This is a genomic window from Micromonospora sp. NPDC005215, from assembly GCF_040607915.1.
Classification (GTDB): domain Bacteria; phylum Actinomycetota; class Actinomycetes; order Mycobacteriales; family Micromonosporaceae; genus Micromonospora.
Genome location: NZ_JBEXHQ010000046.1, coordinates 21572 through 46765, shown reverse-complemented (window position 1 = coordinate 46765; position 25194 = coordinate 21572). Strand labels below are relative to the sequence as shown.

The 25194-nt window shown below is 72.5% G+C and carries 23 protein-coding genes and 1 pseudogene; 12 read left to right on the top strand and 12 right to left on the bottom strand.

Annotated features, from left to right (window positions below):
* Positions 1–35: 35 nt before the first annotated feature.
* Positions 36–401, top strand: a complete 366-nt coding sequence (locus ABZU25_RS27350; protein ID WP_355032231.1) for a DUF742 domain-containing protein — start codon at positions 36–38, stop codon at positions 399–401.
* Positions 382–1005: an ATP/GTP-binding protein gene (locus tag ABZU25_RS27345; protein ID WP_355032230.1), complete on the top strand. Its 624-nt coding sequence runs from the start codon at positions 382–384 to the stop codon at positions 1003–1005. The genes ABZU25_RS27350 and ABZU25_RS27345 overlap by 20 nt, the downstream gene beginning before the upstream one ends.
* 43 nt (positions 1006–1048) lie before the next feature.
* Here the strand turns inward: ABZU25_RS27345 and ABZU25_RS27340 are convergent, their stop codons facing one another.
* The 7 genes from ABZU25_RS27340 to ABZU25_RS27310 all read right to left on the bottom strand — a co-directional run bounded on the left by ABZU25_RS27340 (position 1049) and on the right by ABZU25_RS27310 (position 9339).
* Complete coding sequence (locus ABZU25_RS27340; protein ID WP_355032229.1) at positions 1049–2137, bottom strand: uroporphyrinogen-III synthase; 1089 nt, start codon at positions 2135–2137, stop codon at positions 1049–1051.
* A complete protein-coding gene (gene nirD / locus ABZU25_RS27335; protein WP_355032228.1) occupies positions 2137–2484 on the bottom strand; it encodes a nitrite reductase small subunit NirD in 348 nt (115 codons plus the stop codon). The genes ABZU25_RS27340 and nirD overlap by 1 nt, the downstream gene beginning before the upstream one ends.
* Positions 2481–5018, bottom strand: a complete 2538-nt coding sequence (gene nirB, locus ABZU25_RS27330; protein ID WP_355032227.1) for a nitrite reductase large subunit NirB — start codon at positions 5016–5018, stop codon at positions 2481–2483. Before nirB ends, nirD begins: the two co-directional genes overlap by 4 nt.
* On the bottom strand, positions 5015–6454 hold the full coding sequence (locus tag ABZU25_RS27325; protein ID WP_355032226.1) for an FAD-dependent oxidoreductase: 1440 nt from the start codon (positions 6452–6454) through the stop codon (positions 5015–5017). The genes nirB and ABZU25_RS27325 overlap by 4 nt, the downstream gene beginning before the upstream one ends.
* The gene (locus tag ABZU25_RS27320; protein WP_355032225.1) at positions 6451–8640 is read right to left on the bottom strand and encodes a molybdopterin oxidoreductase family protein; all 2190 of its coding nucleotides are present in this window, start codon (positions 8638–8640) and stop codon (positions 6451–6453) included. Before ABZU25_RS27320 ends, ABZU25_RS27325 begins: the two co-directional genes overlap by 4 nt.
* Before the next feature lie 136 nt (positions 8641–8776).
* Positions 8777–9046 (bottom strand): hypothetical protein, encoded by a 270-nt coding sequence (locus tag ABZU25_RS27315; RefSeq protein ID WP_355032224.1) that lies wholly within the window; start codon positions 9044–9046, stop codon positions 8777–8779.
* On the bottom strand, positions 9043–9339 hold the full coding sequence (locus ABZU25_RS27310; RefSeq protein ID WP_355032240.1) for a hypothetical protein: 297 nt from the start codon (positions 9337–9339) through the stop codon (positions 9043–9045). Before ABZU25_RS27310 ends, ABZU25_RS27315 begins: the two co-directional genes overlap by 4 nt.
* A 351-nt stretch (positions 9340–9690) precedes the next feature.
* On the opposite strand from ABZU25_RS27310, the pseudogene ABZU25_RS27305 reads away from it, so the two are divergent.
* The 8 genes and pseudogenes from ABZU25_RS27305 to glmM form a co-directional block, all read left to right on the top strand.
* Positions 9691–9813: pseudogene (locus ABZU25_RS27305) on the top strand (DUF397 domain-containing protein); the annotation flags it as partial.
* A gap of 245 nt (positions 9814–10058) precedes the next feature.
* Positions 10059–10754 carry a methyltransferase domain-containing protein gene (locus tag ABZU25_RS27300; protein ID WP_355032223.1) on the top strand — a complete coding sequence of 232 codons (696 nt, stop codon included), beginning with the start codon at positions 10059–10061 and terminating at the stop codon, positions 10752–10754.
* Positions 10755–10844: 90 nt separating this feature from the next.
* Entirely contained in the window at positions 10845–11102 is a 258-nt protein-coding gene (locus ABZU25_RS27295; RefSeq protein WP_088950199.1) for a DUF6364 family protein, read from the top strand.
* A complete protein-coding gene (locus ABZU25_RS27290; RefSeq protein ID WP_355032222.1) occupies positions 11092–11385 on the top strand; it encodes a hypothetical protein in 294 nt (97 codons plus the stop codon). Before ABZU25_RS27295 ends, ABZU25_RS27290 begins: the two co-directional genes overlap by 11 nt.
* 128 nt (positions 11386–11513) lie before the next feature.
* Positions 11514–12896 (top strand): nitrate/nitrite transporter, encoded by a 1383-nt coding sequence (locus tag ABZU25_RS27285; protein WP_355032221.1) that lies wholly within the window; start codon positions 11514–11516, stop codon positions 12894–12896.
* A 209-nt stretch (positions 12897–13105) separates the two neighbouring features.
* Positions 13106–13549 (top strand): 50S ribosomal protein L13, encoded by a 444-nt coding sequence (rplM, locus tag ABZU25_RS27280; protein WP_053653864.1) that lies wholly within the window; start codon positions 13106–13108, stop codon positions 13547–13549.
* Between the two features lie 20 nt (positions 13550–13569).
* Positions 13570–14061 carry a 30S ribosomal protein S9 gene (gene rpsI / locus ABZU25_RS27275; protein ID WP_355032220.1) on the top strand — a complete coding sequence of 164 codons (492 nt, stop codon included), beginning with the start codon at positions 13570–13572 and terminating at the stop codon, positions 14059–14061.
* Positions 14062–14179: 118 nt separating this feature from the next.
* Entirely contained in the window at positions 14180–15535 is a 1356-nt protein-coding gene (gene glmM / locus ABZU25_RS27270; RefSeq protein WP_355032219.1) for a phosphoglucosamine mutase, read from the top strand.
* Positions 15536–15556: 21 nt separating this feature from the next.
* Here the strand turns inward: glmM and ABZU25_RS27265 are convergent, their stop codons facing one another.
* On the bottom strand, positions 15557–16303 hold the full coding sequence (locus ABZU25_RS27265) for an ABC transporter ATP-binding protein (RefSeq protein ID WP_355032218.1): 747 nt from the start codon (positions 16301–16303) through the stop codon (positions 15557–15559).
* Positions 16304–16305: 2 nt separating this feature from the next.
* Positions 16306–19131: an FtsX-like permease family protein gene (locus tag ABZU25_RS27260; RefSeq protein ID WP_355032217.1), complete on the bottom strand. Its 2826-nt coding sequence runs from the start codon at positions 19129–19131 to the stop codon at positions 16306–16308.
* 50 nt (positions 19132–19181) lie between these two features.
* Between ABZU25_RS27260 and ABZU25_RS27255 the strand changes: the two genes are divergently transcribed.
* Positions 19182–19859, top strand: a complete 678-nt coding sequence (locus tag ABZU25_RS27255) for a PadR family transcriptional regulator (protein WP_355032216.1) — start codon at positions 19182–19184, stop codon at positions 19857–19859.
* 9 nt (positions 19860–19868) lie between these two features.
* Here ABZU25_RS27255 and ABZU25_RS27250 read toward each other — a convergent pair whose 3' ends face one another.
* Entirely contained in the window at positions 19869–21062 is a 1194-nt protein-coding gene (locus tag ABZU25_RS27250; protein WP_355032215.1) for a pyridoxal phosphate-dependent aminotransferase, read from the bottom strand.
* A 282-nt stretch (positions 21063–21344) separates the two neighbouring features.
* Between ABZU25_RS27250 and glmS the strand changes: the two genes are divergently transcribed.
* Positions 21345–23258, top strand: a complete 1914-nt coding sequence (gene glmS / locus ABZU25_RS27245; protein ID WP_355032214.1) for a glutamine--fructose-6-phosphate transaminase (isomerizing) — start codon at positions 21345–21347, stop codon at positions 23256–23258.
* A 5-nt stretch (positions 23259–23263) separates the two neighbouring features.
* Here glmS and ABZU25_RS27240 read toward each other — a convergent pair whose 3' ends face one another.
* Both ABZU25_RS27240 and ABZU25_RS27235 read right to left on the bottom strand, forming a co-directional pair.
* A complete protein-coding gene (locus ABZU25_RS27240; RefSeq protein ID WP_355032213.1) occupies positions 23264–24856 on the bottom strand; it encodes an alpha/beta hydrolase in 1593 nt (530 codons plus the stop codon).
* The gene (locus ABZU25_RS27235; RefSeq protein ID WP_355032212.1) at positions 24853–25149 is read right to left on the bottom strand and encodes a hypothetical protein; all 297 of its coding nucleotides are present in this window, start codon (positions 25147–25149) and stop codon (positions 24853–24855) included. The genes ABZU25_RS27240 and ABZU25_RS27235 overlap by 4 nt, the downstream gene beginning before the upstream one ends.
* Positions 25150–25194: the final 45 nt, after the last annotated feature.

Genomic DNA, 25194 nt, shown 5'->3' with positions numbered 1-25194 from the left:
CACCGGCTCCACCGGGAACGAGGAGGTGATCAGGGATGGACCAACGACGCGCTGACCCGCGCGGCGCACTGGTACGTCCGTACGCGGTCACCCGGGGTCGTACCGAACCTCGTCAGGACATTGCCCTCGAGGCTGTCCTCACCGCGTCTCTCACCCAGGTCGCCGAGTCCCGCTTCGCCGGGCACGACAAGCACCGCATCGCCACGGTCTGTGAGGGCCGAGCACAGTCGTTGGCGGAGATCGCCGCGTATACCCGGATGCCGCTTGGCGTCGCCCGGGTGTTGGTCGCCGACATGGTGACCGAGAGCCTGCTGACGTTACACACTGCTGCTCCCGCCGAGGGGTTCGAGGAGCGGATGGAACTGCTTGGAAGGGTGCTAAGTGGACTTCGCAGGCTATGACCCCGCTGGGGGGCGGCCAGGCCGGGGAATCGTCTCCGCGAAGATCGTCGTCGCGGGCGGCTTCGGCGTCGGCAAGACGACACTGGTCGGGGCGATCTCCGAGATCACACCGCTGACCACAGAGGCGTTGATGACCGCGGCCGGTGTCGGCATCGACGATCCGTCGAAGGTGCCGGGCAAGGAGACCACCACGGTCGCCATGGACTTCGGCCGGATCACCATGGCCCAGGACCTGATCCTGTACCTCTTCGGTACACCCGGTCAGACCCGGTTCTGGTTCATGTGGGACGAGATCATCCGAGGTGCCGTGGGTGCCGCGGTGCTTGTGGACACGCGCCGGATCGCCGACGCGTTCGCCCCGCTGGACTACTTCGAGAACCGCAACCTGCCGTACGTGGTGGCGCTCAACCGGTTCGACGGCGCTCCCCAGTACGAGCTGGAGGAGGTCCGCGAGGCGCTGGCCATCTCGCCGCAGGTGCCGTTGGTGATGACCGACGCCCGGCACCGGGACTCGGTCAAGCAGGTGTTGGTGACTGTCGTCGAGCACGCCATGCTGCGGCTCCAGGCCGAGCACGGGCGGGGCTTCCCCACGCCGGTCGGCTGATGCGTCGCGTCACGGCCGGCGCCCACCGGCCGGCCGTGGCGCGTCAGTCGACCCGGAGCCGGTAGCCGCGCTTCACGATGGTCTGCACCACGCGCGGTGCGTGCAGGCCGGCCCGGAGGCGGGCCACTGCCATCTCGACCGCATGCTCGTCCGCGCCCCGGGGCAGCGTCCGCAGCAGCGCCGTGCGGGACAGCACCCGACCGGGAGACTGGGCGAGCGCCCGCAGCACCGCCATCGGGGCGGGGGCGAGTGGCCGTAACTCACCGTCGATCACGGCGGCGTGCCCGCGCAGCGTGAGCAGGTGCCCGCCGGCCTTGAACGTCACGGTCCTGCGGGGCAGCTCGTCGACGATGGTCCGCACCAGCGCGCCCAGCCGGGCTCGGCCCGGCGCGCTCACCGGCACCCCGCGCCGCAGCAGCGGCTCGGCGGTCACCGCGCCGACGCAGCTGGCCAGGACATCGCCGCGGAACGCGGACACCACAGCGTCGGTACGGTCCCCGGCGGCTCGCAGGAGGGCCTCCACAGCGGGTGCCGAGGTGAAGGTCACCGCGTCCACCAACCGGCCAATGATCAGGTCGATCAACCGGTGCAGCGGCGTCGGGTCGGTCGGCGGTGCCCACCGGTAGACCGGCACCTCGATCACCGTGGCGCCGGCCGCCTCCAGCGCGAGCGTGCAGTCGGGCTGCCGCTCACCGTGCAGCTGCATGGCGATCACCTGCCCGGCCACGCCGCGCCGGCGCAGGTGGTCGACGACCTCGTCGCAACTCTCCGAGACGGGCGACCACTGGTCGTGCAGCCCGGCCGCACGAATCGCGCCGCGCGCCTTCGGGCCGCGGGCCACCACGTACGAGCTGGCCAGCACCGAGCGCAGCGGCTCGGCCAGCCCCCAGCCCTCGGCCGCCTCCAGCCAGCCGCGCATGCCGATGCCGGTGTTGGCCATCAGGATGTCCGGCGGCTGGTTGAGGCAGGCACGGGTCGCCTCGCGCAGCTCGGTGTCGTCGGACAGCGGCACGATCCGCAACGCCGGGGCGAGCACCACCCGGGCGCCTCGCCGCTCGAGCAGCGCCGCCAACTCGTCGCGCCGCCGGTCGGCGGTCACCCCGATGGTGAAGCCCGCCAGTTCTTCCCGCATCAACCCTCCTGTCGCAGCCGCACCTCGACCAGCCCGTTGCGGGAGCGCGCGTCGTGCCGGCCGACGGCCACCCCCGGCAGGTCGAGGCACTGCCCGCTGCGCAGGTCGTACACCTGCTTGTGCAGCGGCGAGGCGACCGTCGGCACCCCGCCACGGCTGCCCACGATGCCCCGCGACAGCACGTACGCCCCGGAGACCGGATCGCGGTTGTCGATCGCGAACAGCCCGTCCACGGTCCGGAACAGGGCGACCTGCACGTCGTCGACCAGGGCGGCGACGCCCCGGTCCGGTTCCAACTGGTCGAGCAGGCAGACGGTGGTCCAGGTCAGCGTGATGGTCTGGGTCATCGCCGTACCTCCGGTAGGCCGAGGGTGACCGGTTGCCGACGCCGACCGTTTGTCGGCTCGGGTCCGGTCGGGGGATGGTCGCGTACGGGTACCGGCTGGCCGCGTTCCTGCGCGAAGGTGATCGACGGGTCGGGCACGTCCGGAGCGTTGACGAACGACGTGTAGCGGCGCAGCCGATCCGGGTCGTTCAGCACGTCGCGCCACTCGTCGGAGTACGACGACACGTGCCGGGCCATCGCCGCGTCGAGGTCGGCGCAGAGGCCCAGCGAGTCGTCCACGATCACCGAGCGGAGATGGTCGAGGCCGCCGTCCATCGCCTCGATCCAGCCGGCGGTGCGTTGCAGCCGGTCGGCGGTGCGGATGTAATACACTAAGAATCTATCAATTAGTCGAATCAGAGTTTCTGTCGACAAATCAGTGGCGAACAGGTCGGCGTGCCGGGGCCGGAAGCCGCCGTTGCCGCCGACGTAGAGGTTCCAGCCGGTCTCGGTGGCGATGATGCCGAAGTCCTTACTGCGTGCCTCGGCGCACTCGCGGGCACAACCGGAGACCGCTGACTTGATCTTGTGGGGTGCGCGTAGGCCCCGATAGCGCAGCTCCAGCGCCACCGCCAACCCCACCGAGTCCTGCACCCCGTACCGGCACCAGGTCTCGCCCACGCAGGACTTCACCGTCCGCAGCGCCTTGCCGTACGCGTGGCCGGACTCGAAGCCGGCGTCCACCAGCCGCCGCCAGATCTGCGGCAACTGCTCCACCCGCGCCCCGAACAGGTCGATCCGCTGCCCACCGGTGATCTTCGTGTAGAGCCGGAAGTCCCGGGCGACCTCACCGATCACGATCAGCTTCTCCGGGGTGATCTCACCGCCCGGGATCCGGGGCACCACCGAGTAGCTGCCGTCGCGTTGCAGGTTGGCCAGGAAGTGGTCGTTGGTGTCCTGCAACGAAGCCTGCTCACCGTCGAGCACGTGCCCGCTGCCCAGCGACGCGAGGATCGACGCCACCACCGGCTTGCAGATGTCGCAGCCGCGCCCCCGGCCGTGCTCGGCGACCAGCCGGGAGAAGGTGCGGATGCCGCGTACGCGGACGATCTCGAACAGCTCCCGCCGGCTGACGTCGAAGTGCTCGCAGAGCGCTTTGGACTGCACCACCCCGGCCGCGTCCAGGAGCTGCTTGAGCATCGGAACGCAGGAGCCGCAACTGGTGCCGGCCCTGGTGCACGCCTTCAACGCCGGCACGTCCGCGCAGCCGTCGGCGATGGCGGCGTCCACGTCGCCACGGGTCACCGCGTTGCAGGAGCAGACCTGGGCGGCGGCGGGCAACGCGCCGGCGTCCGCGCCGCCGCCGTCCGGGGCGAGCAGCGCCAGTGGCGCGGCCGGCAGCGGACCACCCACGCTGGCCCGCAGCGTCGGGTACGCGCTGGCGTCCCCGACCAGCACCCCGCCGAGCAGGGTGTGCGCGTCGTCGGAGAGGACCAGCTTCGCGTAGACCCGGGTGGCCGGGTCGGTGAACGTGACGTCCAGGCAGCCCGGAGTCGTGCCGTGCGCGTCACCGAACGAGGCCACGTCGACGCCGAGCAGCTTGAGCTTGGTGGCGGTGTCCGCGCCCGGGAAGGTCGCCGCGCCACCGACCAGCCGGTCGGCCACCACCTCGGCCGTCGCGTACCCCGGTGCGACCAGGCCGTGGCAGGTGCCGTCGACCGCCGCGCACTCACCGACCGCCCAGATCCGCTCGTCGGCGCTGCGGCACGTCTCGTCGACAAGCACCCCGCCGCGCGGACCCACCGGCAGACCGGCCGTCCGGGCCAGCTCGTCGCGCGGCCGGATGCCGGCGGCCACCACCACCAGCTCGGTGTCGACAGCGCTTCCGTCGGACAGTTCCAGGGCGGCGACCGCGCCATCCGGGCCGGGCCGGATCGCCGTGGTGGCCACCCCGAGATGGGTTCGGACACCCAGGTCGTCGACGTAGCGGCGGAGCATCGCACCGCCGGCCTGGTCCACCTGCACGGGCATCAGCCGGGGCGCGAACTCGACAACGTCGGTGCTCAGGCCGAGCAGCCGCAGGGCGTTCGCCGCCTCCAGACCGAGCAGCCCACCGCCGATCACGGCGCCGACCCGCCGGCCCCGCGCGTACGCCCGGATCGCCGCCAGGTCGTCCAGGGTTCGGTAGACGAAGACCCCGGGCAGCTCGGCGCCGGGCACCGGCGGCACGAAGGGGTACGACCCGGTGGCCAGCACCAGCGCGTCGTAGTGGTACTCGCCCACGGCGGTGGTCACCACCTGCCGCTCCCGGTCGACCCCGGTGGCCGGCTCACCGAGGCGCAGCCGCACCCCGTCGTGCGGGGTGTGCACGTTGAGCGCGTCCTCGCTCACCCCGTCGAAGTACGCCGAGAGCCGCACCCGGTCGTACGCCGGACGCCCCTCCTCGGCCAGCACGGTCACCCGCCAGCGCCCCTGCGGGTCGCGGGCGTGCAGCGCGTCGACGAAACGCTGCCCGACCATGCCGTTGCCGATGACGACCAGTTCGCCGCCGTTCATCGCGTCACCTCCACCGATTCCGCTTGGCTCAGCCAATCGACGATGCCGCCCACCGCGTCGCGGCAACCGCCGCATCCGGTGCCGGCCCGGGTCGCGGCCACCACCGCGTCGACCGTCCGGGCCCCGGAGCGCCAGCTGCGCACCAGAGCGCCCTTGCTCACCGTGTTGCACTGACAGACAGTGGCCCCGTCCGGCATCAGTGCCGGTGACGCGGCCGGTGCCGCGCCAACAGTGCCGAGTGCCCGGCCCAGCAGCAGCGCCCGCCGGTCGGTCGGCACCGGGTGGCCCCGGTCGAAGAGCTGGATCACCGTGCCGACGGCCGGGTTGTCGCCGAGCAGGATCGCGCCGATCAGTCGCTCGTCCCTGATCCGCAACCGGGCGTACGTGCCCCGGCTCGGGTCGGTGAAGGTCAGCTCCTCGCCCGGCCCGCCGCCCACCGGGTCGCCCATCGAGGCCAGGTCGATCCCGGCCGCCTTGAGCCGGGTCACCACCGGCCGGGGCCGGTACCGGGCCAGCGGGTCCGTCCCGGTCAGCACGTCGGCGAGCACCCGGGCCTGGGCCCAGGCGGGTGCGACCAGCCCGGTGAGCACCCCGTCGTGTTCGGCGCAGTCGCCGATCGCCGAGATGGACCGGTCGCTGGTGCGGAGCCGGTCGTCCACGAGCACGCCACGCCCGACGCTCAACCCGGCCGCCTGGGCGAGGGCGGTGTCCGGGCGGACGCCGCAGGAGAGCACCAGCAGGTCGGCGTGCAGCGTCTGGCCGTCGGCCAGGTCGAGGCGTACACCGGTGGCGTCGGTGGCCACGCCGATCGCCGGCACCGCCAGTTGGCTGGTGACGCCGAGGCTGGCAAGCGTGCCGGCGAGCACCGCGCCGGCCGCCGGGTCGAGCTGTCGTTCCATCAGGTGCCCGCGCGGGTGCACCACGGTCGTGCTCAGCCCTCGGGTGGCCAGCCCGCGGGCGGCCTCCAAGCCGAGCAGGCCACCACCGAGCACCAACGCGCTGCGCGCGCCGTCCGCCGCGGCGATGATCCGTCGGCAGTCGTCAAGGGTCCGGAAGGGGACCACCCGCTCCGGCAGGTCGGCCGGGTCGAGGCCGGGCAGGGGCGGCACCACCGCCCGGGCGCCGGTGGCCAGCACCAGGTGGTCGTAGGCGATCCGTTCGCCGTCGGCGGTGTGGACCTCGCGGGCGGACCGGTCGACAGTTGTCACCGCTACGCCGGTGCGCAGGTCGATGCCGTGCCCGGCGGCCTCGGTCAGCTCCACGTCCGGCTCGTCGACCCGGCCGGCCAGCAGGGTGGAGAGCATGATCCGGTTGTACGCCCGGTGCGCCTCCGCCCCGAGCACTGTGACCTTCCGGTCGCCTTCCCGGGCATGCAGCTCGCCGGCGAGGCGGGCGCCCGCCATCCCGTTGCCGACGATGACCACCCGGGCGGTCATGCCTTCTCCACCCGGACCGCGCAGATCTTGAACTCGGGCATCCCGGAGATGGGGTCCACCGCGTCGTTTGTCACCGAGTTGGCCCGCCCGGCCCCCGCGTAGTGGAACGGGGCGAACACCGTGTCCGGTCGGATCCCGGCGCTGAGTCGGGCCGGGGCGCACAACTCACCTCGGCGCGAGGTGACCCGCACCGGGTCTCCGTCGTCGACGCCGAGCCGGGCGGCCAGGTCGGGGTGCAGCTCGACGAACGCCTCACCGGCGGCGCGGCGTAGCGCGGCCACCCGGCGGGTCTGGGTGCCGGACTGGTACTGCGCGAGCACCCGGCCGGTGGTGAAGTGCAGCGGGTACGCGGCGCTGACCTCTTCGGCGGCCGGTCGGTGGTCGACGGGGTGGAACCGGGCTCGGCCGTCCGGGGTGGCGAACCGGTCGGCGAAGAGCCGTGGCGTGTCCGGCCCGTCCTCGGTCGGGCAGGGCCAGTAGACGCCGTCGGCGTCGTCGATCCGGGCCCAGCTGATGCCGGCGTAGTCCGCAGCCCCACCGGCCGAGGCGCGGCGCAACTCGGCGAACACTGCGGCCGGGTCGGCGGGGAACCGCGCCGCCGCAACGGCACCCGATCGCGCAGTGTCGCGCTCGCCGCCCGCTGGTTCGCTGCCGACCGCGTCACTGCCGACCGCTTCGGCGGCGGCCAGGCGGGCTGCGAGGGCGGAGATGATGGCCAGGTCGGTCCGGACGTCCGGCGGGGGCGGGCGGAGCGCGCGCCGACGCAGCACCCGACCCTCCAGGTTGGTCATGGTGCCGTCCTCCTCGGCCCACTGCGCCGTGGGCAGCACCACGTCCGCCAGCGCAGCCGTCTCGGAGAGCAGGAGATCGGCGACGACCAGCAGGTCGAGGTCGCGCAGCCGGCTCTCGATCCGTGCCGCCCGGGGGGCGGAGATCACCGGGTTCGAGCCGAACACCAGCAGGGCCCGGGGGCCGTCCGGTGTGCCGAGCGAGTCGAGCAGTTGGTAGGCCGGCACACCCGGGCCGGGCAGCTCGTCGGCCGGCACCCCCCAGACGCCGGCCACGTGCTCGCGGGCCACCGGATCGTCGATCCGCCGGTAGCCGGGGAGTTGGTCGGCCTTCTGCCCGTGCTCCCGCCCGCCCTGGCCGTTGCCCTGGCCGGTGAGGCAGCCGTACCCCGAACCGTCGCGGCCGGGCAGACCGAGGGCGAGGGCGAGATTGACGTACGCGGTGACCGTGTCCACGCCCTTGGCGTGCTGCTCGGCACCACGAGCGGTAAGGATGATCACTCGACCGCCGGTGCCCAGCGCGCGGGCGGTCGCCTCCAGGTCGGCCACCGGCACTCCGGAGAGCTGCTCCGCCCGGGCCGGCCACCAGGCGGCGACGCTGCGGCGGACCGCCTCGAACCCGGAGGTGCGTTCGGCCACGTACTCCCGGTCGACCCAACCCTCGGTGAGCGCGATGTGCAGCAGCGCGTTGGCCACCGCGAGGTCGGTGCCGGGCAGTGGTTGCAGGTGCAGGTCGGCCTGGCGGGCGGTGGCGGTGACCCGGGGATCCACGACGATCAGCTGGCCTCCGTTGCCGCGCTGCTCGGTGAGCCAGCGCACCAGCGGCGGCATGGTCTCCGCCGGGTTCGCGCCGACCAGCAGCAGCGTGTCGGCCCGGCCCAGGTCGGAGAGCGGGAACGGCAGCCCTCGGTCGATGCCGAAGGCACGCATCCCGGCGGCCGCTGCCGAGGACATGCAGAACCGTCCGTTGTAGTCGATGTGCCGGGTGCGGAGCCCGATCCGGGCGAACTTCCCCAGCGCGTACGCCTTCTCGTTGGTCAGCCCGCCGCCGCCGAAGACGGCGACCGCGTCCCGGCCGGCATCGTCCTGAACGGCGCGGATGCCGTCGACGATCCGATCGAGGGCGACGTCCCAGCTTGCCGGGTGCAGCGCACCGGTGGCGGGGTCGCGCACCAGGGGGGTGGTCAGCCGCTCCGGGTGGTCGAGCAGTTCGGCGGCGGTCCAACCCTTCTGGCAGAGCCCGCCTCGGTTGGTGGGGAACTGGCGGGGGTGGACCGTCACCCCGGTGTCGTCCTCGCGTAGCACCATGCCGCACTGAAGCGCGCAGTACGGGCAGTGCGTCGACACCTGCCGGGGTGTGCGCCCCGGTCGAGTCGCCGACCATGCACCGTCTGTCATGTCGGCAAAGCGTGCCGCCAGGCAGTTTCCAGTCCGGGTCTCTTCTGTTTCGGTCCTGTCAAGTGGGGCTCACACCGCACTGTGGTTCGGCGGAGGACGGATGGTCGTGCCGGTTGGGCCGCGGAGGGCGGCAGCGTTAGTCGGCGCGGTGTGGTCGGCGGGTCAGGGACAGCCAGCCCAGGAAGCGGGCGTGCAATGCTCGCGGGTCAGGACGAACGCCGATGGAGTACAGGTCGTCAATCGCGTCCTGCATGTTCGCCGCCAGGTAGAACGCGAGGGCGATCGAATGGCCGTAGAACTCGGTCGCGAGGTGAAGCTGAGCCGGCGCGCACGGCCAGGGACCGGCGCAGTTACGGCAGAGCCACGCCGGGCGCATCGGCTGGTGTGGGGGAGGGCGGCGGGTCATCCGACCCGCACCGGACCTCGCTTGACGGGCGTGCGGGTGGTTGAGCGACGGGCCGCCGGGATGGGCGGGTCCGGCCAGATCAGGCCCGCCGGCATGACGAACAGGGACCGGCGCGCGACCGCGTCGCCACTCGCGGCCAGCTCGTATGCGTCAATCCACAGCCACCCGTCGTACGTCGGCCAATCGAGAACGCGAATCACGCGGACGATGATCGGGCGGATGAACTGCACACTCGCGGCGCGGGTCAGGTGCAGGACGTCACCCGTGCGCGGCGTCCGGGCGGACGCGCTGATGCGTTGACCGGTGGGTAGGCGGGGATGCGGTCGAGTCGGTTCACCGGCCAGGGTGGAACGACGGCCCTCGGCGGCCTGAGGGCGCCCGGCGACGGCGGCGGGACCGGTTATCGGCCCCGGTTCGGGCTTCGGCTTGGGTCTCCGATCGGGCGGCTTGTCCGGCACGGTGCTCTCCCCCTGGTCGTCACTCTGGGAAGGGGCCGCCCTGTGGTGCTCGCCGGTGGAGATCTTGGACAGTTTCCGTTCTCGCGTAACGGAATCTGTCCAAGATCTGGGCGGGGCAAGGGCGCCCCCGGTATGAACGCGTCCGGGGTCTCGGGTCCCTACCGGCCGCGCCGTCTGCCGGTTACATTGCCGAGAGCGATGGGAGTCGTCCGCGACACCAAAGACCGCGACGGCGGGACGCTGACCTTCGGGCCGGCGGCCTGGGCCGGCTTCGTCGATCTGGCGAAGGCGATCGGCCCCGTCGGCTAACCAGCGCAGCACGCAAGGCCCCCGGCATCCTGGCTGCCCAGGAGTCGTGGGCCTTTTTGCGTGTCCGGGGTCAGGAATGTTGGCGTGGCCAGACCGACCAGCGGGACGAATCCGCAGGTGACTTCGCGCGCCACGGGCGGTGTACGTCGGGCGCCGGGGGAGCGGAACCGTTGACTCACCAGCACCGAGCCACTGGACGCCCGCCTATAATATGGGAAACCTGTCTCAAAATCTGGGAGAGCGCGATGAGTGTTACGGATGTCTTCGACGCGGTTGCCGGCACCTACGACGAGGCCCGTCGGCGGCTGGTGCCGTGCTTCGACGCCTTCTACGGCACCGCCGTCCAGGTGGCCGCGCCGCCGCTGCGCGCCGCGCTCGCCGCCGGGCGTACCCCTGAGGTGTTGGATCTGGGGGCCGGCACCGGTCTGCTCTCGCTGCTGCTGTCCGCCGCGGTGCCCGGAGTCCGGCTGACCCTGGTGGACGGAGCGCCGGCGATGCTCGACCGCGCCGCCGACCAGTTGGCCGCGCGGTCCGTGCCGCACCGGACGGTCCTGGCCGATCTGTCCGACGAGCTGCCGTCGGGCCGGTACGACGCGGTGGTCAGCGCGCTGGCGATCCATCACCTGGACGACGCCGGCAAGCGGGCGCTCTACCGGCGGGCCGCCGCCGCGCTGGTGCCGGGCGGGGTGTTCGTCAACGCCGAGCAGGTCGCCGGGCCGACCCCGGAGCTGGACCGGCGCTACGACGAGGTGTGGGTGGAGCGGATCACCGAACTGGGCGCGTCCCCCGAGGAGATCGCCGCATCCCGGGAGCGGATGCGGCACGACCGGCCGGCGACAGTGGCCGACCAGTGCCGGTGGCTCGCCGAGGCCGGCCTGGTCGACGTCGACTGTTACTTCAAGGAGTGGCGCTTCGCGGTGTTCGGCGGTCGCGCCGCGTGAGGACCACCGGAATGGGCGTTTCGACACCGGTACACGAGTCGGTCCGCGCGGGGATGACTGGTGGTCATACCGCTGGGTAGTCTCAGCGGCATGACTGCCAAGGTGACTCTGTCGTTTACCGACGAGACGATCGAGGAGGCGCGGCGGTTCGCCAAGCGCGAGGGGCTGTCGCTCTCCGCGTGGATGGACCAGGCCGCCCGCGAGAAGGCGCTGCGCGAGGTCTTCACCGCGCACGCCGCCGCCGTGGGCCGCGCCGGCCTGGACCTGGAGTCCGCCGCTCTCGCCGACGCCCGCGAGGTGGGCATGGTCAACGACCTGCTCTCCGGCGGACGACCGCGTGCTGCGTAGGGGAGAGGTCTGGCGCATCGAGGGCGCCCGGGAACGCCTCGGTCTCGTGGTCAGCTCAGACGTCTACAACTCCACCGACGTGCCCATCGTGATCGTGGTCGAGGTGGTCGAGGAGTCACTGCTGCGCGACTCGCCGCTCGCCGTGTCGATGGGCCGGTACGTGGTGATGCCCGACCGCATCTCCTCGCCGATGAAGAAGTGGTTCACCGACTGCGTGGACGTCGCCGACACCGACACCATGGTCCGGGTCGGCCGTGCGCTGCGCATCCTCCAACAACTCTGATCGACACCTCACCATCGCGGCCGGCCCGTGGTGCGATCCCCGTTTCCGGGCCGACCCATGACGGGCACTGCCAGGTAACCCGGCGTTCCTAGCGTTTCTCCTCGTCACACCGACGAGAAGGAGCCGCCGTGAGCACGCTCACCAGCACCGCAGTCACCGCCGCGCCGCCGGCCGCCACCGCGCGTGGGCGCCGGCTCGACGACTGGCGTCCCGAGGACCCCGACTTCTGGCAGACGACGGGCGCGCCGATCGCCCGGCGCAACCTCTGGGTCTCGATCTTCGCCGAGCACGTCGGCTTCTCGGTGTGGAGCCTCTGGTCGGTGACAGTGCTCTTCCTCGGCCCCGCGTACGGCATCGACCCGGCCGGGAAGTTCCTGCTCACCGCCGTGCCGGCGGCGCTGGGGGCGGTGTTGCGGCTGCCCTACACGCTGGCGGTGGCCCGCTTCGGCGGGCGGCGCTGGACGACCATCAGCGCCCTGCTGCTGCTGGTGCCCACGGTGCCGATGACGGTGCTGCTGGAGCCCGGGGTGTCCTACTCCACCCTGATGGTGCTCGCCTGCCTCACCGGGGTCGGCGGCGGCAACTTCGCCTCCTCGATGGCGAACATCAACCTGTTCTACCCGTCTCGGCTCAAGGGACGGGCGCTGGGGCTCAACGCCGGCGGTGGCAATCTCGGCGTACCCGCGGTGCAGTTGGTCGGGCTGGCGGTCCTCGCCACCGCCGGTGCCGCGTACCCCCGGTTGGTCCCGGCGGTGTACCTGCCGCTGATCGTGCTGGCCGCGCTGGCGGCGGCCCGCTGGTTGGACACCGTGCCCGGGGCGCGCAACGAGCCGGGCGCTCTGCGTGAGGCGGCCCGCGACCCGCACACCTGGGTCATGTCGCTGCTCTACATCGGCACCTTCGGCTCGTTCATCGGGTTCGGTTTCGCCTTCGGTCAGGTGCTCCAGCTCCAGTTCGCCGAGCGGTTCCCCACCCCTGTCGACGCCGCCTGGTTGACCTTCCTCGGGCCGCTGGTCGGCTCGCTGATCCGGCCCCTGGGCGGGCACCTCGCCGACCGGCTGGGTGGATCCCGGGTGACCTTCTGGAACTTCGTCGCGATGGCGGCCGGCGCGGGCATCGTGCTGTACGCGGCCCGGGAGCACTCGTTCGGGCTCTACCTGGCCGGGTTCCTCGCCCTCTTCGTGTTCTCCGGCATCGGCAACGGCTCCACGTACAAGATGATCCCGGCGATCTTCCGGGCCCGGGCGGCGGACGCGGTGGCCGCTGGCCGCCGCGATCCGGAGGACGCCGCCCGCTGGGCGCGGCGGATGACCGGCGCGTTGATCGGCATCGCGGGTGCGATCGGCGCCTCCGGTGGGGTGCTTGTCAACGTCGCGTTCCGGCAGTCGTTTCTCGGCTCCGGCAACGCCGACGCCGCCTACCTGGCCTTCATCGGCTGGTACGCGCTGTGCTTCGTGGTCACCTGGGTCGTCTACCGTCGTCCGGGCGCCGATCGGCTCGCCGGCGTGTGAGCTGGGCCACCACGGGCGGCTCGCCGTGCGGAACGGCACCCCCGTTTTGACCTGCGGACACCGCGCCGGGTATCGTTGCCTGCTGTTGTACGACATCCAGAGGCGTGCCCTATCAGGTACGCTTGGTCGTTCGTGCGCGCTGGTCCGGCCTGCAAGATCTGGTCACCTCGGCGCGCGACCCCAGACCGACGACGAGACAAGGTAGACCTGTGCGTACGTACAGCCCGAAGCCGGGTGAGATCGAGCGTCAGTGGCACGTCATCGACGCCTCTGATGTCGTGCTGGGCCGCCTGGCCACCCACGCCGCCACGTTGCTGCGTGGTAAGCACAAGCCGACTTTCGCGCCGCACGTCGACACGGGCGACTTTGTCGTCATCGTGAACGCGGGCAAGGTTGCGTTGACCGGCAACAAGCGTCAGACCAAGGTTGCTTACCGCCACTCCGGTTACCCGGGTGGTCTGAAGCAGATCGGCTACGACGAGCTGCTGACCAAGCGCCCCGAGCGGGCCATCGAGCTGGCTGTGAAGGGGATGCTCCCGCACAACAAGCTCGGCCGTCAGCTGATCAAGAAGCTGAAGGTGTACGCCGGTGCCGAGCACCCGCACCTCGCGCAGCAGCCGGTGCCGTTCGAGATCAAGCAGATCGCGCAGTGAGCGCGGGCGAAGGAAGCAGCATGACCGACATCACCGAGACCGAGGTCGCTCCGGAAGCCGTCGAGGCCACCGAGGCCCCCGAGGTCACCGAGGCGCCCGCGCCCGTCGCCCGCGCGCCTCGCGGTGACCGGCCGATCCAGACCGTTGGCCGCCGCAAGGAGGCCATCGTCCGGGTTCGCCTCATCCCGGGCACCGGCAAGATCACCTGCAACGGCCAGGACCTCGAGGCGTACTTCCCGAGCAAGGTGCACCAGCAGCTCATCAAGGACCCGCTGGTCACCGCCGAGAAGCCCGAGCAGTTCGACGTCATCGCCAACCTGCGTGGCGGCGGCACCACCGGCCAGGCCGGCGCGCTTCGGCTGGGCATCGCCCGCGCGCTGATCATCAACGAGCCGGACGACCGCCCGGCCCTGAAGAAGGCCGGCTTCCTCACCCGGGACGCCCGGGTCAAGGAGAGCAAGAAGTACGGCCTCAAGAAGGCCCGTAAGGCTCCCCAGTACTCGAAGCGCTGATCTTTTCCAGCGCGTTGTACTTCTGACGGACGGCCGGTTCGCCTCCCCCCGATTCGGGGGAGGCGACCGGCCGTTTCGCTTTCTCCACATCGGCAGCGCACCACGGAGGTTGGCGGGTATGGGTCGGTTGTTCGGCACGGACGGCGTACGCGGGCGGGCAAACGCGGATCTCACCCCGGAGTTGGCGCTGGCGCTCGCGGTGGCCGCCGCGCACACGCTCGCCGAGACGGACCGCAGCCATCCGCCGCTGGCCGTCGTGGGCCGGGACACCCGGGCCAGTGGCGAGATGCTGGAGGCCGCCGTGGTCGCCGGCCTGACCAGCGCCGGTGCCAACGTGGTGCGGGTCGGCGTGCTGCCCACCCCCGCGGTGGCGTTCCTCACCGCCGAGGCCAAGGCCGACCTCGGCGTGGTGCTCTCCGCGTCGCACAACCCGATGCCGGACAACGGCATCAAGCTCTTCGCCGCCGGTGGGCACAAGTTGCCCGACGAGATCGAGATGCGGATCGAGGCCGCCGTGGAGGCCAATGCCACCACCGCCTGGGACCGGCCGACCGGTGCCGGCATCGGCCGGGTGCACGACCTGCTCGACGGTGCCGACCACTACGTCCAGCATCTGGTCGGCGCCCTGCCGCACCGGTTGGACGGGATCAAGGTCGTGGTCGACTGCGCCAACGGCGCCGCCGCCGAGGTCGCCCCGGTGGCCTACCGGGAAGCCGGCGCGGAGGTCGTCGCGATCCACGCGGAGCCGAACGGCCTGAACATCAACGACGAGTGCGGCTCCAACCACATCGAGGCGCTGCGCGAGGCGGTGGTCGAGCACGGCGCCCACCTGGGCATCGCCCACGACGGCGACGCCGACCGGATCGTGGCGGTCAGCGCCGACGGCGACGAGGTCGACGGCGACCAGGTGATGGCGATCCTCGCGCTGGCCATGCGGGACGCCGGCACGCTCACCCAGGACACCCTGGTCGCGACCGTGATGAGCAACCTCGGCCTGCGGTTGGCCATGTCCGCACAGGGCATCCGGCTGATCGAGACCAAGGTCGGCGACCGGTACGTCCTGGAGGCCCTGCGCGCGTCCGGGCTGGCGCTCGGCGGTGAGCAGAGCGGTCACATCGTCATGCCCGCGCACGCCACCACCGGCGACGGGGTGCTCACCGGCCTGCACCTGATGGCCCGGATGGCCGCCACCGGCCGGTCCCTCGCCGAGCTGGCCTCGGTGGTCACCAAACTGCCCCAGGTGCTGATCAACGTGCCGGTCGGCGACCGGACCGTCGGCGCCGCCGCACCGGCCGTCCGTGCCGAGGTCGAGCGGGCGGAGGCGGAGCTGGGTGAGACCGGGCGGGTGCTGCTGCGCCCGTCGGGCACCGAGCTGCTGGTCCGGGTGATGGTCGAGGCGGCCACCGAGCAGACCGCCCGCGAGGTCGCCGAGCGGATCGCCGAGCAGGTCCGCTCCGCCAGCCCGGCCGGCTGAGACAGCGGCCCCGCTGCGGCGTCACAGCCGCAGTCGGGCCACGCGATCGTAGGTGTCGGCCGGGTCCTCGCCGTTGGTGAGGTCGAGATCCTCGACCACCCGGCCGTCGGCGAGCCTGATCAGCCGGTCGCAGCGGGCAGCGATGGCCTGTTCGTGGGTGGCCAGCAGGATGGTCATGCCGTGCCGGTCCCGCAGGTCGAGCAGCAGGTCCAGGATCTGCCCGCCGGTGGTGGAGTCGAGGTTGCCGGTCGGCTCGTCGGCCAGCAGCAGGCCCGGCGCGCCCATCAGCGCGCGGGCGATGGCGACCCGTTGCTGCTGACCGCCGGAGAGCTGCGCGGGCAGGGCGCGCTCGCGCCCGGCCAGGCCGACCGCGTCGAGCAACTCCCGGGCTCGTGCCGCGTGGTCGGTTCGGCCGCGTCGCGGCAGCACCGGCGCGATCACGTTGTCCAGCACTGTCAACGCTGGGAGCAGGTGGTAGCGCTGGAAGACGAACCCCACCCGCTGCCGGTACCGGGCCAGCGCGGCGCGGCGCAGCGACGTGATCTCCACGTCGTCGACAGTGACGGTGCCGCTGTCGGCCTGCTCGATCGCGCCGATCAGGTGCAGCAGGCTCGACTTGCCGGAGCCGCTGGGACCGGTCAGCGCCACCACCGACCCGGCCGTGATCTCCAGCGAGACGTCGTCGACCGCTGTCAACCGATCCGCGCCGGTACGGAACTGCCGGTTCAGCCCGACAATCCGGACCATGCTGCCCGTCGTCGCTTCCATCGTCACTCCTCCGCCAGTAGCCGTGCGGTCGGGAGCCGGCGCAGCATCGCGGCCGGCACGAGTGCCGCCAGACAGGTGAGCAGCACCCCGCCGAGCGCCACCGCGGCGGCGACCAAGACCAGGGCGGCCGGCAGAGCACCGACCAGCCAGGCGGCCCCGGCGAGGCCGAGCCCCGCCCCGGCCACCGCCCCGAGCGCGCCGATGAGGAGCCCTTCGTAACCCACCAGGCGGCTCAGCGCCGCATCCGTCCACCCGATCGCCCGCAGCGTGGACAACTCGGCGGCGCGGTCCCGGACGTTCAGGTACAGCACGTCGGCGACGGCGCCCGCGCCCAGCAGGACGGTGACGACAGCGGCCAGGGTGTCCGCACCCCGTACGTTCAGCGAGACGGTGTCCCCGAGCAGACTGCCGACGATCGCGCCACGGAAGGCGTAGGCGGCGGCGGTGACCAGGGTCAGCGCGGCCAGCCCGATGGCCAGCGCGCCGGCCCCGAGCAGTGTGCGCCCGGGGGTGCGGACCAGGTTGACCAGGGCCATCCCGAACAGGCCGCGGGGTCGCCGTACCCACCGAGCCGGGGCCACCAGCGGCCGCAGGGCGGCGGCCGGGTGGGCGCCCGCGGCTCGCAGCGCCGGCACCAGGCCCGCCACCAGCGCCAGCAGCAGAGCCACCGGTACGGCGAGCGCCGCCCGCCGCCAGCCGATCCCGATGTCCAGCGCGGCGGCCAGCGGGAACGCCAGCCCGAGGGCCAGCACTCCGGCGGCCAGCCCCAGCGCTGCCACCTCGCCGAGGACCAGTGCGGCGATCCGGCGAGCTGGCCAGCCCAGGCAGGCGAGCACCGCCAGCTCGGGGCGTCGGTCGCGGACTGCGGCGGAGACCGCGTTGCCGAGGAACAGCCCACAGACCACAAGCACCAGCCCGAACAGCACGAGGCTCTTGCGGTCGACGGCCCTGGTGATGACCGAGGCCACCCCGAGGGCGGACCACGGCTCGGTCAGCCGCAGGTCGGGCCGGCCGAACGCGCCCGCGGGCAGCTCGACGGTCTGCGGCGCGGGAGACGAGCCGAAGGTGAGATCGACGTCCAGCCCGGTCGTGTCGGCGATCCGCTCGGCGATGAGCCGGACCCGCTCGGCGGAGCGTTCGGTGTAGCCGGCGACGTCGGCGACCCGGACCCGGATCGCGCTGATCGGCGCCGTCCGGGCGGGGGAGGCGCTGCCCTCGAACAGCTTCGGCACCGCGGCCAGTGTGGTGAGCAGCAGCGGCGGTGCGGATAGGTAGCCGGCCGGGTTGCCGCTCGGTTCCAGCGGCCGGCCGCTTAGCGCCTGGCGGCTGCGCTCGTCCGCGCCATCGGTGCGGGGCGGCTCGTAGGTCTCCAGCGGCACCCGGGACAGGTCGCTGAACCCGCTCAGCTTCTCCGGATCGAAGATGCCGACGGTCCGCCAGTCCAGAACCTGGGAGAGGGCGCCCGGCGACTGCATGGGGACCGCGGTCAGGGGGCGGAAGCCGTTGTCGTCGGCCGACCACGGACGGCCGTCGAAGTTGTACATGTTGTCGCTGCCGAAGGTCGCGGGATCCAACGGTGGTCGCGGGACAGCACGGAGAGTGCCGTCGGGGAGCCGGTCGTACTCCGGGGCACCCGCTTGAATGATCGTCTGCAACTCACCCTGGCAGCAGTCGGTCTGGGAGATCCCCGTGGCCAGCAGGTCGCGGTACCCGTCGGCCAGCGCGAACTCCTCGGTCCCGGCCCTGACCCCGGTGGCGCTGTCCAGCGTGTGCTCCAGGTCGGCGATGCTCAGCCCGGCGGGCCGCGCCTGCGACAGCCGGGTGAGAGCGGACCGCACTGTGACGTCGAGGTAGGGGCGGCTGGTGGTCAACACCGGGATGGTTCGCTGGGGCACATACCGTGGGCGGTTGGTATCGGTGGCCGTGTCGTCGGGCCGGAGAGAGCGGCCCTCGGTCACCGCGTCGTCGAGGCCGACGAGCCGCTGCTCCGCGTCGGGGTCGACGGCGGCCAGCAGGAACGGCACCGGCACCCGGTAGGTGGCCACCAGGTGGTCGGTGGCGACGCGTTCGGCGCGACCGGACGTCCAGCGGTTCTCCTCGAAGCGCCCATCGGGCAACAGCCGGACGGTGTCGACGCTCCAGTTCTTCCGTTCGGAGGCCCATTCGTTCCCCGGTCTCGGGGTCAGGTGGGGGTCGCAGATCGGCTGACTCTGTCCGTTCGGAAGCAGCTCCCGTGGGACATCCCCGCAATTCTCGTCGTACGGGTACATCCGGCCGTCCGAGTACGGGATCGAGGAGAGGTCCGTGTCATAGCCTCCCTCGGGATAGAGCAGGGGGCGCTTGGTCACGTACACGTAGCGTGGACGGCTCGGGGCGGTGGAGAGCCCGCGTTCGGCGGTGAAGGTGGGCTCGAGCCGGATGACCTGCTGGTCCAGGGAGCGGTCGACCGCGTCGGTCAGGTCGAACCGGACCGACACGGACGAGGTCGAATAGCCCAGCATGGCGATCGGCGCGGCCACGTCGACGCCGGCGACCTGCTTCACCTGCTCGTACTGCGCCGGGGTGATGCCACCGAACAGCCCGGAGAGGTGGTTCGGGCGCACCAGCCCACGCTGGGCCTCCAGCGGCGTGCGAGTCCCGTGCGGACGGACGAGGATGTCGTAGGCGGCCCGGGTGTCGCGCTCCAGCGCACCGGTGACCTGAAGGCGGGAGGTGGTGGTGGCGCCGGTCAGCACGACGAAGCCGGTGGTCGCCACCAGCATGCCCGCAAGCAGCGCCACCGACCGACCAGCACGGCCGCGTAGCTGCGCCCAGATGAAGCCGAGCATGTCGCGCCTCCCCGTGTGCCTACCCACACTCTGCGCGCTACATTGTCACAATGCAAGCCCTGGTCCGTCGGCCAGTGGAATCGGAGGAGACAGTGGCGATCCAGCACGCGGTTCTGGCACTGCTCGCGCGCGGCCCGAGCTACGGCTATGAGCTGAAGGGCGCCTTCGAGGCTGCCGCCGGTCCACAGTGGGGGCAGCTCAACATCGGCCACCTGTACCAGGTCCTCGACCGGCTCTCCCGGGACAGCCTGGTCATCGCCGAGCGGCAGGCCCAACCGGTGAAACCCGACCGGGTGGTCTACCAGATCACTCCCGCCGGGCGGGCCGAACTCGCCCGTTGGCTCGACGAGCCGAGCCCGCGCAGTGGCGGCTTCCGGGACGACTTCTTCCTCAAGGTCACCGCCGCGGCCCGATCGGGCTCCGCGCAGACCGTCCGCACCGTGCTCAGCAACCAACGCGGGCACCTGCTACGCGAGTTGCGCAACCTCGACGGGCTGCGCCGCAGGGCCGGTGACCCGGTGGTCGGGCTGCTGCTCGCCGCGGCGAGCCGGCACGTCGAGGCCGACCTCGCCTTCGTCAACGACGCCGAGGCGGTGCTGCTTGCCGACGGTGGCACGCTGCTCGGCACCCTGGCCGTCGCGCCGTCGGAGATCGAGGCGTCCGTCGCTGACGCTTCCTCATCCCCGGCGGCGGCGGACAGCACCGGACCGGCCCAGGCGGCCGGCTGACCCCGCCGGTCAGCGGCGCTCCCGCAGCCCGCGCAGCCGGGTGACCGCCTCGGTCAGCACTTCGGGGCGCTTGCAGAAGGCGAACCGGACCAGCCGCCGGCCCGCCTCGACGTCGTCGTAGAAGACCTGCGTCGGCACTGCCACCACGCCGCAGCGCTCCGGCAGCGAGCGGCAGAACTCCACCCCGTCCCGGCCGCCGAGGGCTGAGACGTCGGCGGTGACGAAATACGTCCCCTCCGAGTCGAGCAGCTCGAATCCGGCGTCGGTGAGACCCTTGACGAGCTGGTCACGCCGCTGCTGGAGCCCGTCGCGGAAGCCGGTGTAGTAGTCGTCCGGCAGGGCCAGCGCCACGGCGACCGCCGGTTGCAGCGGGGCCGCGTTGACGTAGGTGAGGAACTGCTTCACCCGCAGCACCGCCGAGACCAGTGCCGCCGGGCCGCTCGCCCAGCCGACCTTCCAACCCGTGCAGGAGAACGTCTTGCCCGCCGACGAGATGCGCAGCGTCCGCTCCCGCATCCCGGGCAGGGTGGCCAGTGGCACGTGCGGGTGCGCCGCGTCGGTGAAGACCAGGTGCTCGTACACCTCGTCGGTGACCGCGTACGTGTCGTGCTCCTGGCACAGCTCGGCGATCAGCGCCAGTTCGGCCGGGGTGAAGACCTTGCCGGTCGGGTTGTGCGGCGAGTTGAGCAGCACCAGCCGGGTCCGTGGGCCGAACGCCGCGCGCAGCGCCGCCGGGTCGAAGGCGTACCGGCCGTCCGCCGCGGGGCGCAGGGTCACCGGCCGCCGGACCGCACCGGCCAACGCGATCGAGGCCGCGTACGAGTCGTAGTACGGCTCGAAGCAGACCACCTCGTCGCCCGGTTCGCAGAGAGCGAGGATGCTGGCCGCGACCGCCTCCGTTGCGCCAGCGGTGATCACGATCTCGCCGTCCGGGTCGTACGTCAGGTCGTAGAACCGCCGTTGATGGGCCGCGACCGCCGCGCGTAGGGCGGGAATCCCCGGGCCGGGCGGGTACTGGTTCTGCCCGCCGCGCAGCGCCTCGGCGGCGGCGGCCAGCATCTCCGGGGGGCCGTCGGTGTCGGGGAAGCCCTGGCCGAGGTTGACCGCGCCGGTCCGCACCGCGAGGGCGGACATCTCGGCGAAGATCGTCGTGCCGAACGGCCGCATCCGGGCCACCAGCGGGTCGATATCGGTGCTCGTCACCTGCGCCAGCCTACGGCCACCACCCGGTCGAACCCCAGGCCTGCCGCGCTCGCTCGGTCGGCTCCGGATCAGCGGAATCGGGGTATCAACGGCATTTCGATGCCGCGATATCGCCAACCCCGGGTCGATCAGGCGGCGGCGCCGGCCGGGCGCGGGGCGAGCGGGCGGGCCTGGAAGAACGTCCCGATGTGGCCCACCAACCCACCGATCGCTCAGATTCCGTGATTGATAACCCGACTTTCGAGCACCCATGATGAGTGAAACTGGGTTAGGCTGCGGGCCATGTGTGGAATCGTGGGATACGCGGGCGCGCGCCCCGCACTGGGCATCGTGCTCGACGGGCTGCGGCGGTTGGAATACCGCGGCTACGACTCGGCGGGCGTCGCGATCGTCTGCGACGACCAGCTGCTGACCGAGAAGAAAGCCGGCAAGCTGGCCAACCTGGAGAAGGTGCTGTCCGAGCGGGCCGCCGACGACCCGACCTCCTGCGCGGCCAGCCCGATCGGCATCGGTGACGGCACCACCGGCATCGGGCACACCCGCTGGGCCACCCACGGCGGCCCGACCGACCGCAACGCCCACCCGCACGTCGCCGGCGACGGACGGGCCGCGGTGATCCACAACGGCATCATCGAAAACTTCGCCAAGCTCCGCGCCGAGCTGGAGGCCGACGGCATCCAGTTCGCCAGCGACACCGACACCGAGTGCGCCGCGCACCTGTTCTCCGCCGCGTTGGCCGACCTGCGTGCCGCCGGCCAGCCGGACGGCCCGCAGCTGCTCGCCGCCGGCATGCGCGTGGTCTGCCAGCGGCTGGAAGGCGCCTTCACGCTGCTCGCCGTCGACGCCTCCGTGCCCGGCGCGGTCGTCGGTGCCCGGCGCAACTCGCCGCTGGTGGTCGGCCGGGGCGACGGGGAAAACTACCTGGCCAGCGACGTGGCCGCGTTCATCGAGCACACCCGGGAAGCAGTGGAGCTGGGCCAGGACCAGATCGTGCTGATCACCGGCGACAGCATCGAGATCACCGACTTCGACGGTCAGCCCGCCGCCGGCAAGGACTTCCACATCGACTGGGACTCCTCGTCGGCCGAGAAGGGCGGCTACGACTGGTTCATGCTCAAGGAGATCGAGGAGCAGCCGCAGGCCATCGCCGACACGCTGCTCGGCCGGCTCACCGAGACCGGTGAGATCGCCCTGGACGAGGTCCGCCTCAGCGACCAGGATCTGCGCGACGTCGACAAGATCTTCATCGTGGCCTGCGGCACGGCGTACCACGCCGGAATGGTCGCCAAGTACGCCATCGAGCACTGGACGCGGATCCCCTGCGAGGTGGAGCTGGCCAGCGAGTTCCGCTACCGCGACCCGGTGCTCGACCGGTCCACGCTGATCGTGGTGATCTCCCAGTCCGGCGAGACGATGGACACCCTGATGGCGCTGCGCCACGCCAAGGAGCAGAAGGCCCGGGTGCTGGCGATCTGCAACACCAACGGCTCGACCATCCCCCGCGAGTCGGACGCCGTGCTCTACACCCACGGCGGGCCGGAGATCGCCGTCGCGTCCACCAAGGCGTTCCTCACCCAGGTCGTCGCCTGCTACCTGATCGGCCTGCACCTGGCCCAGGTGCGTGGGATCAAGTTCGCCGACGAGGTGGGCGCGGTGGTCGCGCAGTTGCAGGAGATCCCGGGCAAGCTGCGTGAGCTGCTCGACCGGATCGAGCCCGTCCGTGAGCTGGCCCGGGACCTGAAGTCCGAGCCCACAGTGCTGTTCATCGGCCGGCACGTCGGCTACCCGGTGGCCCTGGAGGGCGCGCTGAAGCTCAAGGAACTGGCGTACATGCACGCCGAGGGCTTCGCGGCCGGCGAGCTGAAGCACGGCCCGATCGCCCTGATCGACAAGGGCACACCGGTGATCTGCGTGGTGCCCTCGCCGGTCGGCCGGGGCATGCTGCACGACAAGGTCGTCTCCAACATCCAGGAGGTCCGGGCCCGAGGCGCGCGGACCATCGTGATCGCGGAAGAGGGCGACGAGGCCGTCGTCCGGTACGCCGACCACCTGATCTACGTGCCGCGTACGCCGACCCTGCTGGCCCCGCTCGTCACCACTGTGCCGTTGCAGGTGCTCGCCGCCGAGATCGCCGCCGCCCGTGGGCACGACGTGGACCAGCCCCGCAACCTGGCCAAGTCGGTCACCGTCGAATAGGCCCCTCACCGCCCCAGCACGACCCGGGCCATCCCGTCCAGCGCGGGATTGCCCGGGTCCCAGTAACCGGTGTGCCCGCCTCGTCCACTGCTGAAGACCCGACCGCCGAAACCCGGGTCCGACGGGTCGTGACCGAACCACAGCTCGTGCCCGGTCCGGTCGGGCCAGCCCAGCACGGCGGCCAGTGGAGCCGCGCCGAGCAGGGCGCGTCGACCCAGCTCGTCCACCGGGCGGGCGGCGCGGATCACGTCGTCGGGGGCACTGCTCGCCCAGACCTCCCCGGGTGGCACGCCCAGCTCGGCGGCGTGCGACGCGCCGACCCCGGGCGAGCCGACGAAGACCAGCGCGTCGGCGGCCAGCCCGTGCTCCCGGGCGGCCGTCCCCACCACCACCGACCCGTAGCTGTGCCCGAGCACGGTCTGCCGGGCCGGGGGCCCCTCGTGGCTGGCCCGCAGCCCCTCCTGGAAGCGGTGCAGCGCCGGGCCGGCGTCCCGGGCCTGGCCCGCCGAGGCCGCCTCGGTCAGGAAATCGGGGGCGTCGTAGTCCAACCAGAGCACCGCCGCGCTGCGCCCACCCGGGGCGAGCGCGACGCACCGGTCCAGCACACGCGCCGCCCTGCCCAACTCAGCGGGAGCGTCGTCGAGACCGGCGGTCATCCCCGGCACGTAGGTCAGCACCCGGTCGGCGTGGTCCGGGTCGCCGAGCGCCAGCACCGCCCGGCCCTCACCGGCCGGATCCAACCCGAGCAGGTACGCCCGCGGCTCCCCGCCCGCCGCCAGCCGCCCGGACAACGCGTCCAGGCCGGCCAACCGCCCGGCCACCCCGTGCAGGCGGAGCGTCGTGAGCGGCCCCGGCGGCACCCGGGTCAGCAACCGCCGCCGCTCAGCCAGCAACTCCGCGCGCCAGGCCCCGAGCCGCAGCCGGTTGGCCTGGTCCCGGGCGGCCACCGGCACCCCGTCCAACCGGCCGACAAGTGCACTCTCGTGCCCGATCAGCCACCGGCGCTGCGCCGGCGTCAACCCGGACCACCAGGCGCGGACCAGCGTCGGTGCGGCACCCGCCGCCGGCCGACCCGGCGGTGGCGGGGACGCCCAACCCGAGCCGGCGGCCCGGGTCAGCTCGGCCAGACGCTCCGCGGCGACCCGATCCGCCGCGCCGGCGGCGTCGAGCGCGTCGCGCAGGGCCGCCGCCACCCGAGCCGCCGCCACGCCGGCCCGCTCGGTGGGCCGGACCCGGGTGGGATCGACGTGCACCCCGCCCGCGCGGTCCACCACCAGCCCGGCCGCGTCCGCCTGGGCGACCGCCTCCGCGAGCCGAGCCTTCGCGACGGTCAGTCGGCCCGCCAGCTCGGCCAGCACCTGGTCGACCTCGATCAGTGCGGGTGCGATCGAGGCCAGCTCGGCCCGGAGGCCGGCGAGCCGGGCGTCCGCCGCCGTGGCCGCCGCACCGGACCAGCCGCTGCGCAGGCGCGCGCCGGCTGCCCCCACCTCGCCGACCTGCCGGTCGACCGGCCCGGTCAGCCCGGCCCAGGCCACCCCGGCGGACCGCCAGCCGTCCGGATCGGCCGCCCACAGCTGCCGGTAGCCGACGCCGCTCACCGGGGCAGCGCGGCGAACCGGCCGGCGGCCCGGTCGTCCGCCGTCTCGTACGCCTCGGCCGCCGCCCGGACCCCACCGGAGGTCGCCGCGACCTGGGCACCCAGCCGGCAGAACCAGGCGTGCCCGGCCGCCTCCAGCCCGGCCAGAGCCGCGCCGGCACGCCACTCGGGCGCGACCACCAGCAGCCCGGGCACCCTCGCGAGGCCCAACGCCAGCCGGTACGCCTCGTCGTCGAGCGTGCCGGCGACCGCCCGCAGCTCCTCCGGCCGGACGGCGAACAGCTCATCGGTCATGACCACACCCCCGTGGACGATCGGCATCGACGCGCTGACGCTAGG